The organism is Streptomyces sp. UNOB3_S3, from assembly GCF_020740895.1.
Classification (GTDB): domain Bacteria; phylum Actinomycetota; class Actinomycetes; order Streptomycetales; family Streptomycetaceae; genus Streptomyces.
The window spans coordinates 1-13,313 of sequence record NZ_JAILXP010000190.1; the positions used below are offsets into that span (position 1 = coordinate 1).

The 13,313-nt window shown below is 75.2% G+C and carries 13 protein-coding genes; 9 read left to right on the plus strand and 4 right to left on the minus strand.

Going from position 1 to position 13,313, the window contains the following annotated elements; translation table 11 throughout:
• Window positions 1-164: 164 nt before the first annotated feature.
• The gene (locus K6I33_RS20630) at window positions 165-1,061 is read right to left on the minus strand and encodes a DUF3027 domain-containing protein (RefSeq protein WP_229354867.1); all 897 of its coding nucleotides are present in this window, start codon (window positions 1,059-1,061) and stop codon (window positions 165-167) included.
• A gap of 372 nt (window positions 1,062-1,433) precedes the next feature.
• On the opposite strand from K6I33_RS20630, the gene K6I33_RS20635 reads away from it, so the two are divergent.
• From K6I33_RS20635 to K6I33_RS20650, 4 genes are read left to right on the plus strand one after another with little or no spacing between them, the layout of a single operon-like run.
• Entirely contained in the window at window positions 1,434-2,810 is a 1,377-nt protein-coding gene (locus K6I33_RS20635; protein ID WP_229354869.1) for an MFS transporter, read from the plus strand.
• A 26-nt stretch (window positions 2,811-2,836) separates the two neighbouring features.
• The gene (locus K6I33_RS20640) at window positions 2,837-3,352 is read left to right on the plus strand and encodes a DUF2771 domain-containing protein (RefSeq protein WP_229354871.1); all 516 of its coding nucleotides are present in this window, start codon (window positions 2,837-2,839) and stop codon (window positions 3,350-3,352) included.
• A gap of 11 nt (window positions 3,353-3,363) precedes the next feature.
• Window positions 3,364-4,125 carry a futalosine hydrolase gene (locus tag K6I33_RS20645; protein WP_229354873.1) on the plus strand — a complete coding sequence of 254 codons (762 nt, stop codon included), beginning with the start codon at window positions 3,364-3,366 and terminating at the stop codon, window positions 4,123-4,125.
• A 1-nt stretch (window position 4,126) separates the two neighbouring features.
• Complete coding sequence (locus tag K6I33_RS20650; protein WP_229354875.1) at window positions 4,127-4,978, plus strand: 1,4-dihydroxy-6-naphthoate synthase; 852 nt, start codon at window positions 4,127-4,129, stop codon at window positions 4,976-4,978.
• A gap of 19 nt (window positions 4,979-4,997) precedes the next feature.
• On the opposite strand, the gene K6I33_RS36055 is transcribed toward K6I33_RS20650, so the two are convergent.
• Window positions 4,998-5,381 carry a cold-shock protein gene (locus tag K6I33_RS36055; RefSeq protein WP_308297247.1) on the minus strand — a complete coding sequence of 128 codons (384 nt, stop codon included), beginning with the start codon at window positions 5,379-5,381 and terminating at the stop codon, window positions 4,998-5,000.
• Between the two features lie 230 nt (window positions 5,382-5,611).
• On the opposite strand from K6I33_RS36055, the gene K6I33_RS20660 reads away from it, so the two are divergent.
• Window positions 5,612-5,872: a hypothetical protein gene (locus K6I33_RS20660; protein WP_229354877.1), complete on the plus strand. Its 261-nt coding sequence runs from the start codon at window positions 5,612-5,614 to the stop codon at window positions 5,870-5,872.
• Here K6I33_RS20660 and K6I33_RS20665 read toward each other — a convergent pair.
• Window positions 5,869-6,561 carry an HAD family hydrolase gene (locus K6I33_RS20665; RefSeq protein ID WP_374285382.1) on the minus strand — a complete coding sequence of 231 codons (693 nt, stop codon included), beginning with the start codon at window positions 6,559-6,561 and terminating at the stop codon, window positions 5,869-5,871. The genes K6I33_RS20660 and K6I33_RS20665 overlap by 4 nt on opposite strands.
• A 129-nt stretch (window positions 6,562-6,690) precedes the next feature.
• Between K6I33_RS20665 and K6I33_RS20670 the strand changes: the two genes are divergently transcribed.
• The 3 genes from K6I33_RS20670 to K6I33_RS20680 are packed head-to-tail and all read left to right on the plus strand — an operon-like array spanning window position 6,691 to window position 9,568.
• Window positions 6,691-7,722 carry an iron ABC transporter permease gene (locus K6I33_RS20670; RefSeq protein WP_229354881.1) on the plus strand — a complete coding sequence of 344 codons (1,032 nt, stop codon included), beginning with the start codon at window positions 6,691-6,693 and terminating at the stop codon, window positions 7,720-7,722.
• Window positions 7,719-8,771: an iron chelate uptake ABC transporter family permease subunit gene (locus K6I33_RS20675; protein WP_229354883.1), complete on the plus strand. Its 1,053-nt coding sequence runs from the start codon at window positions 7,719-7,721 to the stop codon at window positions 8,769-8,771. Before K6I33_RS20670 ends, K6I33_RS20675 begins: the two co-directional genes overlap by 4 nt.
• Window positions 8,768-9,568 carry an ABC transporter ATP-binding protein gene (locus K6I33_RS20680; protein ID WP_229354885.1) on the plus strand — a complete coding sequence of 267 codons (801 nt, stop codon included), beginning with the start codon at window positions 8,768-8,770 and terminating at the stop codon, window positions 9,566-9,568. The genes K6I33_RS20675 and K6I33_RS20680 overlap by 4 nt, the downstream gene beginning before the upstream one ends.
• Window positions 9,569-9,596: 28 nt before the next feature.
• Here the strand turns inward: K6I33_RS20680 and K6I33_RS20685 are convergent, their stop codons facing one another.
• Complete coding sequence (locus K6I33_RS20685; RefSeq protein ID WP_229354887.1) at window positions 9,597-10,574, minus strand: hypothetical protein; 978 nt, start codon at window positions 10,572-10,574, stop codon at window positions 9,597-9,599.
• A 151-nt stretch (window positions 10,575-10,725) separates the two neighbouring features.
• Between K6I33_RS20685 and K6I33_RS20690 the strand changes: the two genes are divergently transcribed.
• The gene (locus K6I33_RS20690; RefSeq protein WP_229354889.1) at window positions 10,726-13,179 is read left to right on the plus strand and encodes a helicase C-terminal domain-containing protein; all 2,454 of its coding nucleotides are present in this window, start codon (window positions 10,726-10,728) and stop codon (window positions 13,177-13,179) included.
• Window positions 13,180-13,313: the final 134 nt, after the last annotated feature.

Genomic DNA, 13,313 nt, shown 5'->3' on the forward strand with positions numbered 1-13,313 from the left:
CCGCCCCGCCCCCTCCCGCCGGTGGGCGACCGCGGCCAGTCCTTGGCCGGGGAATCCGTTTCCGGGTAATCGGGCTGGGGCACCTCCCAGCGGTAGCTGGGGGAGGGTGGGGTAGAACCGCGCCGAAGGCGCGGAAAACCCCCACGGCGGGGCAGCCGAAAGGCTCAGGAGTGGCCGAGGTCGTCCTCGGACTCCGGCGTGCCCGCCGTGTCGTCCTCCCGGAGGGAGAGGACGTCCACCCGCGTCTCGTCGATCACCGGCGGAGCCGGCCGCGGCGGGCGCGGCATCACGGCCGCCTCGGAGTGGCCGCCGCACCCGTACGAGAGGGAGACGACGTGCCCGTCCGCCGGCCCGAACTCATTGGCGCAGACGCCGAACGCCTGGCCGAGCGAGCCGCCGATGGGGACGAGGAAGCCGCAGCTGACGCAGGACGCGGGGGCCGCCTGGGCCATGGGGGTCTTGGAGCCGTGGGACTCGTCCCAGCGGTCGGCGGCGGTGTGGAGCCCGTAGCGGGAGAGGACCCGGGCGCGGCGCATGCCGAGTTCCTCGGCGAGGGCCGAGATGGAGCCGCGCCGGGGCGCGGTGGGCAGGTCGCGCGGGGGGCCGGCCGTGACGTCCGCGTCCTCGGCCTCGACGAGCTGGGCCATCTCCTCGGAGACGGCGGAGTTCGGCGGGGGCGTCTCCTCGCCGATGAAGCCCGGCTCCAGGCGCAGGTCCTCGGCGTCGGTGGGGAGCAGGTCGCCGGGGCCCATGTCGCCGGGGCGCAGCCGCTCGCTCCAGGGCACCCACTCGGGGGCGAGGAGGGCGTCGGAGCCGGGCAGGAGGACGGTCTCGTCAAGAGTGATGATCTTGGCGCGGGAGGCGCGGGCGACGGTGACGGCCCAGCGCCAGCCCCGGTAGCCGGGGTCCTCGCAGAGGAAGTAGTGCGTGACGACGCGGTCCCCGTCGGCGACGACCTCGACGTGGTCACCGACCTTGCCCGGCCGGGCCGCTTCCTCGGCGGCCGCCCGGGCGAGTTCGACCGCCTCGGCGCACAGGCGGTCCGGGGTACGGCTTCGCATCGCAGCACTCACAAGAATCGATTCTCTCTTCCACGCCGTCTCACGAGTGCGCCAGCCGAACGATCGGGCACGCGGACGGAGCGGACCGCTGGGCCGCGTCGACGTCCGCGCCCGACGGCCTGGGGCGCACCTGTCATCACCCATTCTGCGGGATGGGGACTCGGGGTGCGGCCAGGAGCTGCGGCCGGTGGCGCGCTACGCACGCTACCCCGCGCGGCCACCCGGGGGATACCCGGGCTTCGGCGAGCCCCGCGCGTCGTCGTGGCCGGGCCCGGCGCGTCGTGGTGGGCGGGCCTCGCGCGTCGTCGTGGGCGCGCCCCGTGGATACCGCGAAAGTGCCATGCGGGGTGTCAGTTGGGGCAGTATGGCGTGGTGGGAGCCATCCGGTCAGCCGAAGGCGGTCCGCTGCGCCGTACGGCCCGGGGCGTCGGCCGGGTGCTGCGCGCTCCCTTCCGGGGTGCGGCGCGGGGCGTGCGCCGGGCGACGCACGCGCACGGCGCGGGCGAGTCGGGTCTGGGCAAGCTGATCGAGTTGCACGCGGTGAATTCGGCCGGTGACGTACTGATCACGATCGCCCTGGCGTCCACCGTCTTCTTCTCGGTGCCCACGGACCAGGCGCGGGGGCGGGTGGCCCTGTACCTGGCGGTGACGATGGCGCCGTTCGTCTTCCTGGCGCCGGTGATCGGTCCGCTGCTGGACCGGGTGCCGCACGGCCGGCGGGCGGCGATGGCGTCCGCGATGCTGGCGCGGGCGGTGCTGGCGCTGACGATGTCGGGCGCGGTGGCGAGCGGCGGGCTGGAGCTGTATCCGGCGGCGCTGGGGGTGCTGGTGGCGTCGAAGGCGTACGGGGTGGTGCGCTCGGCCGTGGTGCCGAGGCTGCTGCCACCGCGGATCGCGCTGGTGAAGGCGAATTCCCGGGTGACGCTGGGCGGCCTGCTGGCGACGGGCCTGGCGGCCCCGCTGGGCGCGGGGCTGCATCAGCTGGGGCCGCAATGGCCGCTGTACGGGGCGTGTGTGGTCTTCGCGTTCGGGACGTATCTGTCGTTCTCGCTGCCGCCCAAGGTGGACTCGGCCAAGGGTGAGGCGCGGGCGCGGCTGACCTCGCCGGAGCACCGGAGCAGGAGGCGGGGGAAGCGCGGGCGGACGAGGGCTCCCGGGCTGCGCACGGTGGGGGCGTCGGTGGTGCACGGGCTCCAGGCCAATGGGGCGCTGCGGATGCTGTCGGGGTTCCTGACGTTCTTCCTGGCGTTCCTCCTGCGGGTGCATCCGCTGGGCGGGCTGGGTCCGGCGGCCTCGCTGGGTGTCGTGGCCGTGGCGGCGGGCGCGGGGAACGCGCTGGGGACGGCCATGGCGGCGCTGCTGCGCTCGCGCGGGCCGGAGAAGACGATCGCGCTGGTGCTGTCGGTGACGCTGGGGACGACGATCGTGGCGGCGGCGCTGTTCGGGGCGTTCCTGGTGGTCGTGGTGGCGGCGGTGGCGGGGATCTCGCAGGCGCTGGGGAAACAGTCGCTGGATTCCCTCATTCAGCGGGATGTGCCGGAGGAGGTGCGGACGTCGGCGTTCGCCCGTTCGGAGACGTTGCTGCAGATGTGCTGGGTGGTGGGCGGGGCCATCGGGATCCTGCTGCCGCTCAATGGGGTGGTGGGGATGTCGGTGGCGGCGGCGTTCCTGGCGCTGGGGGCGGCCACTGCCGTACGGGGGCTGCTGACGGCCGCCCGGCGCGGCTCGCCGCACCCGCGCGTGGCCTGATGCGAGGGGCCCGATAGCCTGCCCGCATGACCGTTACTGATGACCTCGCGGTGTCGGGTCGCGCCCCCGAGGAGCCCGGCCGCGGCAAGCGCCGCCGTGCCGCGGCCGCCGTCGGCGCCGTGGCCCTCGGGCTCGTCGCCCTCACCGCCTGCGACAAGCCCACGCCGCTGGCGACCGTGACCGTCGGTTCGACCACGGTGACCTCCGAGGCCGCCTGCTACGACGACGGCAACTCCCTCGGCAATGAGAAGGTCGCCTCCTGCCTCAAGGAGAGCGCCGGGGAGACCGTCAAGGCGTCCATGGAGGACAAGCTCCGCTTCGGCGTCGACCCGAAGATCGCCGACGAGGGCTGGACCATCTTCATCAACGGCCAGCCCGCCGAGCAGGAGCCGAACAAGAAGACGTACCGGACGATTCCGGCCAGCGCCTTCTTCGCCGGCGGCCAGGGCGGTGCCGCTGCCAAGACGCAGGTCAGCATCGTCGAGGTGAGCACGGGCAAGGCCCTGGGCGTCTGGAACTTCACCGTCGAGCGCGAGTCCTGACCCCGCGACCGATGCGTGTCCTCGTCGTCACCGCCGTCCCGGCGGAACGTGACGCCGTGACCGCCGCCGCGCCGGGCCGGCGGGAGTTCCCGCTGCCCGGCGGCGCCGTGCTGCACCGGGTGGTGCGAGGCGGCGGCGCGGTGGTGTGCGACGTGCTGGCCGCCGGTGTCGGCCCGGCCGCCGCGGCGGCCGGGGCGGCGACGGCGCTGACCGCCGCCGCGCTCGCGGGCGACCCCTACGGCCTGGTGGTCTCCGCGGGCATCGCGGGCGGCTTCGCGCCCGTCGCGCCCGTCGGCGCCGTGGTGGTGTCCGACGCGGTGGTCGCCGCCGACCTGGGCGCCCAGTCCGGCGACGGCGGTTTCCTGTCGGTCACCGAGCTGGGCTTCGGCTCGCACGCCCACCGGGCGGCGGAGGAGCTCGTCCGGGCCGTGGCCGGGGCGACCGGCGCGGTGCGCGGCGAGGTGCTGACCGTGTCCACCGCCACCGGCACCGCGGAGCGGGCCGGGGAGCTGGTGGCCCGTCACCCGGGCGCGGTGGCCGAGGGCATGGAGGGCTTCGGCGTCGCCGAGGCCGCGGCGGCCCACGGGGTGCCCGTGCTGGAGCTGCGGGCGGTGTCCAACGAGGTCGGGCCGCGCGACAAGGGCGCCTGGCGCATCGGGGAGGCGCTGCGCGCGCTCACCGGCGCCTTCGGAAAGCTTTTTCCCGTACTGGATTCCCTGCCCGATTCCTTGCCCGATTCGCTGCCCGATTCGCTGCCTGCCCAGGGGGGCTGACATGAGCGCGCCGCTCAAGATCGCCTATTCGCCGTGTCCCAACGACACCTTCGTCTTCGACGCCTGGGCACACGGCCGGATCCCCGGCGCGCCCGCCCTGGACGTCACCTTCGCCGACATCGACATCACCAACGGCATGGCCGAACGCGGTGAATTCGATGTCCTGAAAGTGTCCTACGCGATGCTGCCGTGGGTCCTGGACGAGTACGCGCTGCTGCCCTGCGGCGGGGCGCTGGGGCGCGGCTGCGGCCCGCTCGTACTGACCCGGGAGGCGGCGGACCCGGCGGACCTGACGGGGAGGACGGTGGCGGTGCCGAGCGAACGCTCGACCGCGTACCTGCTGTTCCGGCTGTGGGCGGCCACCGAGATCCCCGGCGGGGTCGGGGAGGTCGTGGTGCTGCCCTTCCACGAGATCATGCCGGCCGTGCGGGACGGCAAGGTGGACGCCGGCCTGGTCATCCACGAGGCCCGCTTCACCTACATGGACTACGGGCTGCGCAAGCTCGCCGACATGGGCGAGCACTGGGAGAGCACCACGGGCCTGCCCATTCCGCTGGGCGCCATCATCGCCAAGCGCTCGCTGGGCGCGGAGCGGCTGCGGGAGCTGGCCGAGACGGCCCGCACCTCGGTGCGGATGGCCTGGGACGACCCGGCGGCCTCCCGCCCGTACGTCCTGGCGCACGCCCAGGAGATGGACCAGGCGGTGGTGGACCAGCACATCGGGCTGTACGTGAACGAGTTCACCGCGGGCCTGGGCGAGGAGGGCTACGCCGCCGTGCGCGGGCTGCTGACCCGCGCCGCGGCCGAGGGGCTCGTGCCTCCCCTCGGCCCGGACGCGCTCGACTTCGTGTAGCCCTGCGCGGCGTGCGGCCCTACACGTCCAGCTGGTCGGCGACGGCGCGCAGCATGCCAGCGATCTTGGAGCCGGAGGCCTTGTCGGGGTAGCGGCCGCGCTCGAGCTGCTGGGTGACGTTCTCCAGGAGCGTGGTGAGGTCCTGGACGATGGAGGCCAGCTCGTCGGGCTTGCGGCGCTGCGCGGCGGCGACCGACGGGGGGGCTTCGAGCAGGGTCACCGACAGCGCCTGGTCACCGCGCTGGCCGGCCACCACGCCGAACTCCACGCGCTGGCCGGGCTTGAGGGCGTCGACCCCGTCCGGGAGCACCGAGGAGTGCACGAAGACGTCTCCGCCGTCGTCGCGGGAGAGAAAGCCGAAGCCCTTCTCGCTGTTGAACCACTTGACCTTGCCGGTAGGCACGTCTGTCCTCGTCCTCGTGTCTCGTCGGATACCGAAAAAAACGAAAAATCGCTGCAATCAAAAGAAAAACAGCTCTGGATAGCACTACAGCGGGCCGCAAGACCCGCTACCCCCAAGGCTAATGGTCCCGGGCCCGGTGACAAGACGTCCTCGGGTCGTACCTCTGCGCGTCCGATCTGTTCGCCGTCATCCGGCCGCCATACCGCCGCCCTGGGATCTACCCTGGTCAGGTGAGTAGCGAAACGCCCCGAGCCGGGGATCTGCTGGTACGGACCGGTGCCGTCGTCTTTCTGGTCGGTGCGGTGGCCACTCTGGCCACGGTCGCCCCGCTGTTCCTCGGCGCCGATCCCCTGCCGCCCGCAGCGTACTTCGTCTGCATGCTGATGGGTGCGGGATTCCTGATCTCCGGGGCCGGAGTGCTGCGCTCCATCGCCGAGCAGCGCCGCGAGGCGCGCGGGGCGATGGAGTCCGCGCCGGGTTCCGCGGGCTAGTCCGCGAGCCGGTCCGCCGGGCGGGCGCGGTGGGCGCGGTGGCCACGCAGCCAGGCCGGGAAGTCGGTCAGGCCGCCGGGCAGGACCACGTCCGCCCCGGCCGCGCGCAACTCGGCCACGTCGTATGGCCCGGTGGGCACCGCCACCGCGAGCGCACCCGCCTTCCGCGCGCCGCGCACGTCCCCTATGTGGTCGCCGACGTAGACGGAGGCGCCGTGGGCGCGCAGGGCGAGGGCCTTGTCCTCGGCCCACAGGTCGCCGATCAGCTCGTCGGCGTCGATGCCCAGGTGGTCCAGATGGAGCCGGGCGTTCCGGGGGTTCTTGGCGGTGACGACGATGGACCGGCCGCCCAGTTCCCGGATGGCGGCCAGGGAGTCCAGCGCGCCCGGCATCGCGGGCGAGGGGGCGATGCCGTGCTCGGGGTAGCCCGCCAGGTAGAGGGCGTTGGCCTCGGCGATCCGCTCCTCCGGGAACCAGTTGCGCAGTTCCTCGACGAGCGGCGGGCCCAGTCTGCTGATGACCAGGTCGAGGTCGATGTAGGTGTCCGTGGCGGCCGAGAGCGCCGCGTAGGCGGCCCTGATGCCGGGCCGCGAGTCGACCAGGGTCAGGTCGAGGTCGAAGCCGACCGTGAAGGTGTACCGGTGGTCCGTGCGCGGGGTCGTGCTCGGATACGGGGTCATGCCCCACATTGTGCCAAGCACCCCACCCGTACACTTAGCCTCGCCTAACCACAGCCGTTCGCGGCATTGGGGCCGCCATGGCCGTAATGCCGGTTTATCTATCCGCCGACCTTTTTGAGGCCGGCCGTTTTGGAAGCGATGTCAGCCGCCGTCCCGATCAGCAGCCCCGGACCGTCCTCGGTCCGCCGCCGCGTCGGCTGGATGGCGGCAGCGGTCGCCGCCCTGCTCGTCGCGGCCCTGCTCAGCCTCGCCGTCGGCAGCCGCCCGGTGGCCCCCTCCCACGTCCTCGACGCACTGCTGCACGGCGGCACGGACCCCGACTCCGTGACCGTGCGCAGCTTCCGTGTGCCGCGCACCCTGATCGGGGTGATGGTCGGCGCGGCCCTCGCCCTGGCCGGCACCGCGCTCCAGGGCATCACCCGCAACCCCATCGCCGACCCGGGCGTCCTCGGCGTCAGCCAGGGCGCCTCGCTGGGCGTGGTCGTCGCCATGACGGCGGCGGGACTGCACCGGCTGAGCGACTACGTCTGGTTCGGCTTCGCGGGCGCCGCGGTGGCCTCCGTGGCCGTCTACGCCGTCGCCACGCGCGGGCGCGGCGGGGCCTCGCCGGTGAAGCTGGCGCTGGCCGGAGCCGCGATCAACGCGCTGCTGGTCTCCGTCATCTCCGGCGTCCTGACCACGGAGGCGTCGGCGCTGGACGAGTTCCGCTTCTGGCAGGTCGGCTCGATCGCCGGGCGCGACGCGGCCATCGCCGCCCAGCTCTGGCCGTTCCTGCTGGCGGGGGCGGTACTGGTGGTGGCGTCCGCCCGGGGCCTGGACGCACTCGCGCTCGGCGAGGACATGGCGAAGGGCCTGGGCCGCAACGTGGGCCTCGTCCGGATCACCGCCGGGCTCGGCGCCACCGTGCTCACCGGCGCCGGGGTCGCGGCCGCCGGCCCGATCGCCTTCCTGGGCCTGGCCGTCCCGCACATCGCCCGCGCCCTCGTCGGCACCGGCCACCGCTGGGTGCTGCCCATGGCCGCGCTGCTCGGCCCCGTGATCCTGCTGACCGCCGACGTCCTCGGCCGGGTGATCTACACGGAGGGCGAGGTGCCGTCCGGGGTGATGACCGCGCTGCTCGGCCTGCCCTTCCTCGTGACGCTGGTCCGCCGCAAGGCGGTGGCGGCGTGAGCGCGATACCCACTCGTCCCCACGGTTACACGCTGGTCCGGGCCGGGCGCGGCTCGTTCCTCCTCCACCGGCGCGCCACGGCCGCCGCCCTGGCGCTGACCGTGCTGCTGGCCGGGGCGTGCCTGGCGTACCTGTGCCTGGGCATGCCGAACACCTCGCCGGGCGAGGCCCTGAAGGTGCTGCTCGGGCAGCCGTCCCCGGCCGAGTTCACCGTGGGCACCGCCCGGCTGCCCCGGATGACCGTGGGCCTCCTCGCCGGGGCCGCCTTCGGCGTGGCCGGGGCGCTCATCCAGACCGTCGCCCGCAACCCCCTGGCCAGCCCCGACGTCATCGGTGTCAGCCAGGGCGCGGGGGCGCTCACCGTCGGGGCGATGACCTTCGGCGTCACCTCGTACTCCGTCCTGCCCTACCTGTCGGTGGCGGGCGGGCTGCTCGCGGCGGGCCTCGTCTACGCCTTCGCGTGGCGGGGCGGGCTCCAGGCCGCGCGCTTCGTCCTCATCGGCATCGGCTTCGCCGTGGCCCTGCGCTCGGTCACCCACCTGTTCCTGACCAAGGGCGACTACCTCGTCGCCCAGCAGGCCAAGGTCTGGCTGACGGGCTCCCTGGGCGCCCGCGGCTGGGACGAGGCGGCACCGCTCGCCTGGACCCTGCTGGCGGCCCTCCCGGCGATCTGCTGGGCGGCGCGGGCGCAGCGCACGGTGTCGCTGGACGACGCCACCGCGACCGCGCTGGGCGTCCGGCTGAGCCGCACCCGGCTGGGGCTGGTGGGCCTCGGCGTCGTCCTCGCCTCCGTCGCCACGGGCGCGGCGGGCCCGGTGGACTTCGTGGCCCTGCTCGCCCCGCAGATCGCCCGCCGCGTCACCCGCACCGCGCAGATCCCGCTGCTGAGCTCGGCGCTGCTGGGCGCGTTCATCGTGGTGACGGCGGACCTGCTGGGACGCAAACTCCTGGAGCCCACCCAGCTGCCGGTGGGCGTCCTCACGGCGGCCGTGGGGGCGCCGTACCTGATCTGGCTGATCGCCCGCGGGCGTACGGGAGGGAAAGCGTGACTGTTACCACGAGTCGGCTCGGCGCCCGGGATCTGACGCTCTCCTACGAGGAGCGCACGGTCGTCGAGGGCCTGGACCTGGACGTCCCGGACGGCGAGGTCACGGTGATCGTCGGCCCCAACGCGTGCGGCAAGTCGACGCTGCTGCGCGCGCTGGGGCGGCTGCTGAAGCCCGCGCGGGGCTCGGTGCTGCTCGACGGCGAGGAGCTCGCCCGCGTCCCGACCCGGCGGGTCGCCCGGTCGCTGGGGCTGCTGCCCCAGACCCCCGTGGCGCCCGAGGCCATCACCGTCGCCGACCTCGTCGCCCGCGGCCGGCAGCCGCACCAGCGGTGGTGGCAGCAGTGGTCGGAGGACGACGAGCGGGCCGTCGCCGACGCCATGGCCCGCACGGATGTCGCCGCGCTCGCGGACCGTCAGGTGGACGAACTCTCCGGCGGGCAGCGCCAGCGGGTGTGGATCGCGATGGCACTCGCGCAGGAGACGGATCTGCTGCTGCTCGACGAGCCGACGACGTACCTCGACATCTCCCACCAGGTGGAGGTCCTGGACCTCGTCCGCCGCCTCAACCACGAGCGGGGGCGCACGGTGGTGGCCGTGCTGCACGACCTGAACCAGGCGGCGCGGTACGCGGATCGCCTGGTGGCGATGAAGGACGGCCGGATCATGGCCCAGGGCCGGCCGTCGGAAGTGGTGACGGCGGAGCTCGTGCGGGAGGTCTTCGGCCTGGAGTCGGTGGTCGTACCGGACCCGGTGACGGGTGGCCCGCTGATCGTGCCGGGGAGGCCGTGGGAGGGGTGACCACCCCGGGCGACACGCCCGGAAAGGCCTACCCCGGCCGCCGCGCCCGCCACAGCACGAACGCCGCCGACGCCACCGCCGCCACCTTCACCACCACCGGCCACGTCTCGGCCAGGGCCGACGCCATCGCCCCCTGCGGTATCGGGTCGCCCCAGCGGCCCTCCGTGCGGCCCCAGAGCCAGACAACCGCGCCGGCCACCGCCAGGCCGGGGACGCCCATGACGGCCCACTTCGACTCCGTCTGGGTGAGGCGGCGCGTGGCGTAGGCCAGGGCCCAGCCCGCCGCCAGGACCAGCCAGTTGCCGAGGATCGCCCCGGCGACCAGCAGCACGGCCACGAGCAGCAGGAGCGGGCTCATGGGGACGCCGTCCTTGGAGCGCCAGAAGCTGAAGCGGCGGTCGTCGGCGAGGTCGTCACCGGGGGCGTCGTCCTCGCCGGCCTCCGTCCCGGACTCGGCCGCAGTGACGGGAGCCGCCTCCGTCTCCGGCCGCTTCGCCTGCGGCGGCTTCAGCATGTCCGGGATCTCGATCCCCCCGGTGAAGCCGTGCACGGCGTCCCCGCCGCCCGCCTCCGTCCCCGCCGTCTTCGTGAACGGGCCCGGTCGCACCTGCCACCACTCCGCCGCCGGGTCCGCCGTCCGGGGCCCGAGCTCCTCCTCCGTCGCCAGGTGCGGCGGCGCCGCCGGCCCGCCCAGCCGGGGCGGCCGGGGCACGGACGGCACCGCCTCCTCCGCCTCCGGCCGCCGCTGCGCCGGCACCCGGCCCGCGTCGGCGGCGGGGGCCGCCGCCCCCGCCGCCACCGCCTCCGACGGCGTGCCCAGCCCGTCGAGGATGCGCTGCACGGCGGCGGGGGTGTCGGCGCCCTCGGCCGCCCGGCGGCGTTCGATCTCGGCGCGCAGCCGGGAGACCAGCCGCATCCGGTCGCCGGACGTGAGCGACTGTCTCTGGGCGAGGTCGCCGACCCTGCTCAGATAGTCGTAAACCAGCTGATCACTCTCGATCCCCACCGAAGCCCCCAAGACCGCACGAGCCGTCGAACCCCACCGAAGGTACCGGTTCCGCACCCCCGCCACCCCGTCACGGGCGAAGCCCGGACGAAGCCCTGACGAAGCCGGTGAACCCGGGGCCGCGACACGGCGACCCGGTACCGTAAACAGAATGACCACTTCGCGGGAGAACGGCAGCACCGGCGGCGGTACGGCGGCGGAGCCGCGCACACTCGCCGAGGAGCTGCGGGGGCGGCCCGACGACGCCCTCGCCGACCTCCTCCGCGCCCGGCCCGACCTGCTCGGTCCCGTCCCCGGCGACCTCACCCAGCTCGCCACCCGCGCCGCCACCCGAGCCTCCGTCGTCCGGGCGCTGGACCGGCTGGACCGGTTCGCGCTCCAGGTCGCCGAGGCGCTGGCCGTGGCCCCGGACCCCTGCCCGTACGGGACGCTCGCCGCACTCATGAACGGCGACCGACCGGATGACCCGCGCATCGCGGCCGAGCTCCCCCGCGCCGTCGCCACGCTGCGCGAGACGGCCCTGGTGTGGGGCGGCGAGGACCGGCTGCGGCTCGTCCGCACCGTCCGCGAACTCCTCGCGCCGACCGCCGCGCGCCCGTCCCCCACCGGGCTGGGCCCCGGCGTCGCCGAGGCGTCGGCCGGGATGTCGCCGGGCCGGCTCCAGGCGATCATCGCGGCGGCCGGGCTGCCCGCGACCCATGACCCGGTAACCGCCGTGGCAGCGCTGACCTCCCTTTTCGAGGACCGCGAGCGCATGGCCGCGCTGCTCTCCGACGCGCCCGCCGAGTCCCTGGCCGTGCTCGGCAGACTCCAGTGGGGCCCGCCCTACGGCACGGTCACCGCCACGCCCGCCCCGCACCTGCGCTGGCTCCTCGACCGGGGCCTGCTGCTGACCGTCACGCCCGGCAGCGTCGTCCTCCCCCGCGAGGTGGCCCTGCACCTGCGCGCGGGGCGCGCCCACCACGCGCCCGAACCGGTCGCGCCCGGGCTCGAGCCCGTCACCGGGCACTCCGACCGGGTCGTCGACGCGACCGCCGCCGGAGCGGCGTTCACCGCGCTCACGACCGTCGAGGAGCTCCTCGCCGACTGGGAGACCGCCGGCCCGCTCGTGCTGCGCGCGGGCGGCCTGAGCGTCCGGGACCTCAAGCGCACCGCGACCCGCCTGGACACCACCGAGACGGCCGCCGCGTTCTGGGCCGAGCTGGCGTACGCGGCGGGCCTGCTCGCCTCCGACGGCGACGTCGACGAGCGCTACGCCCCGACCCCCGCCTACGACGACTGGCTGCCGCTGCCCGCCGAGCGCCGCTGGCTGCACCTGGCGACGGCGTGGCTGGCCATGACCCGCACGCCCGGCCTCACGGGCGAGCGGGACGCCAAGGGCCGGACGCTCTCCGCCCTCGGCCCGGACCTCGACCGCTCCCCCGCCCCCGAGGTCCGCCACCGGGTGCTGACCCTCCTCGCCGGGCTGCCCGCCGGGGCGTCCGTGGCCGAGGAGACGCTGCTGACCCGGCTGCGCTGGGAGCGGCCGCCGCGCGCGGCGGCCCCGGACGCGCCCGAGGACACCCGGTCCCGGCTGGCCCGCTGGGCACTGGCCGAGGCGGAGCTGCTGGGCGTGACGAACCGGGGAGCGCTCTCCGCGCCCGGCCGGGCCCTCCTCGACGACCCCGCCAAGGCCCCCGGCCTGCTCGCCCCGCTGCTCCCCGAACCGCTGGACCACGTCCTGCTCCAGGCGGACCTGACCGCCGTCGCCCCCGGCCCGCTGCGCCGCCCGCTCGCGCAGGCCCTGGCGGTGCTCGCGGACATCGAGTCCAAGGGCGGCGCGACCGTCTACCGCTTCACCCCCGAGTCCGTGCGCCGCGCCCTGGACGCGGGCCGCACGGCGGCCGATCTCCACGCGTTCCTCACCGCGCACTCGCGGACGCCCGTGCCGCAGCCGCTCACCTATCTGGTGGACGACGTGGCCCGGCGGCACGGCCGGCTGCGGGTCGGCGCGGCGTCGTCGTACCTGCGCTGCGACGACGAGGCGGTGCTGGGCGAGATCCTCGCCGACCGCCGTTCGGCGCCGCTGCGGCTGCGCCGCCTCGCCGGGACGGTCCTGGCGGCGCAGGTGGCGCCCGACGCGCTGCTGGAGGGGCTGCGGGCGATGGGGTACGCGCCGGCGGCCGAGTCCGCCGAGGGCGACGTGGTGGTCAGCCGCGCCGACGCCCACCGCACGCCGCCGCGCACCGCCCCGGCGCCCGTCCCCGACGGGCCGCCCGTCCCCGACGCGACGCTGCTGGGCGCGGCCGTCCGCGCCGTCCGGGCGGGGGACCTGGCCGCCACGGCCGAGCGCAAGCCCGTCGCCGCCCCGGCCCCCGCCGACGGCGGGCTGCCCCGCACCACGTCCGCCGACACCCTCGCCACGGTCCAGGCCGCCGTCCTCACCGGCGCCGCCGTCTGGATCGGCTACGTCAACGCGGAGGGCGCGGCCAGCCAGCGCGTCATCGCCCCGATCCGCGTGGAGGGCGGCTTCGTCACGGCGTACGACCACACGGCGGACGAGGTGCGGACGTATCCGCTGCACCGCATCACGGGAGTGGCGGAACTGGCGGACGACGTGGTGTGACGCCCTCGGGGGACCCGTGGTGGTCCCCCGGACCGGCCGCCCGGCCCACCCCGAACAGATACGTCGCCACGAACCCCGCCCCGTATCCCACCAGCAGCCCGAGCCCGTAGACGAGCACGGCCCGTCCCGCCCCG

Excerpts from the sequence above, each read along its gene's own strand:
- K6I33_RS20690 (WP_229354889.1), top strand. The coding sequence starts at position 10,726 with ATGACCACTTCGCGGGAGAACGGCAGCACCGGCGGCGGTACGGCGGCG.
- K6I33_RS20640 (WP_229354871.1), top strand. The coding sequence starts at position 2,837 with ATGACCGTTACTGATGACCTCGCGGTGTCGGGTCGCGCCCCCGAGGAG.
- K6I33_RS20665 (WP_374285382.1), bottom strand. The coding sequence starts at position 6,561 with ATGTGGGGCATGACCCCGTATCCGAGCACGACCCCGCGCACGGACCAC.
- K6I33_RS20645 (WP_229354873.1), top strand. The coding sequence starts at position 3,364 with ATGCGTGTCCTCGTCGTCACCGCCGTCCCGGCGGAACGTGACGCCGTG.
- K6I33_RS20670 (WP_229354881.1), top strand. The coding sequence starts at position 6,691 with ATGTCAGCCGCCGTCCCGATCAGCAGCCCCGGACCGTCCTCGGTCCGC.
- K6I33_RS20650 (WP_229354875.1), top strand. The coding sequence starts at position 4,127 with ATGAGCGCGCCGCTCAAGATCGCCTATTCGCCGTGTCCCAACGACACC.
- K6I33_RS20630 (WP_229354867.1), bottom strand. The coding sequence starts at position 1,061 with ATGCGAAGCCGTACCCCGGACCGCCTGTGCGCCGAGGCGGTCGAACTC.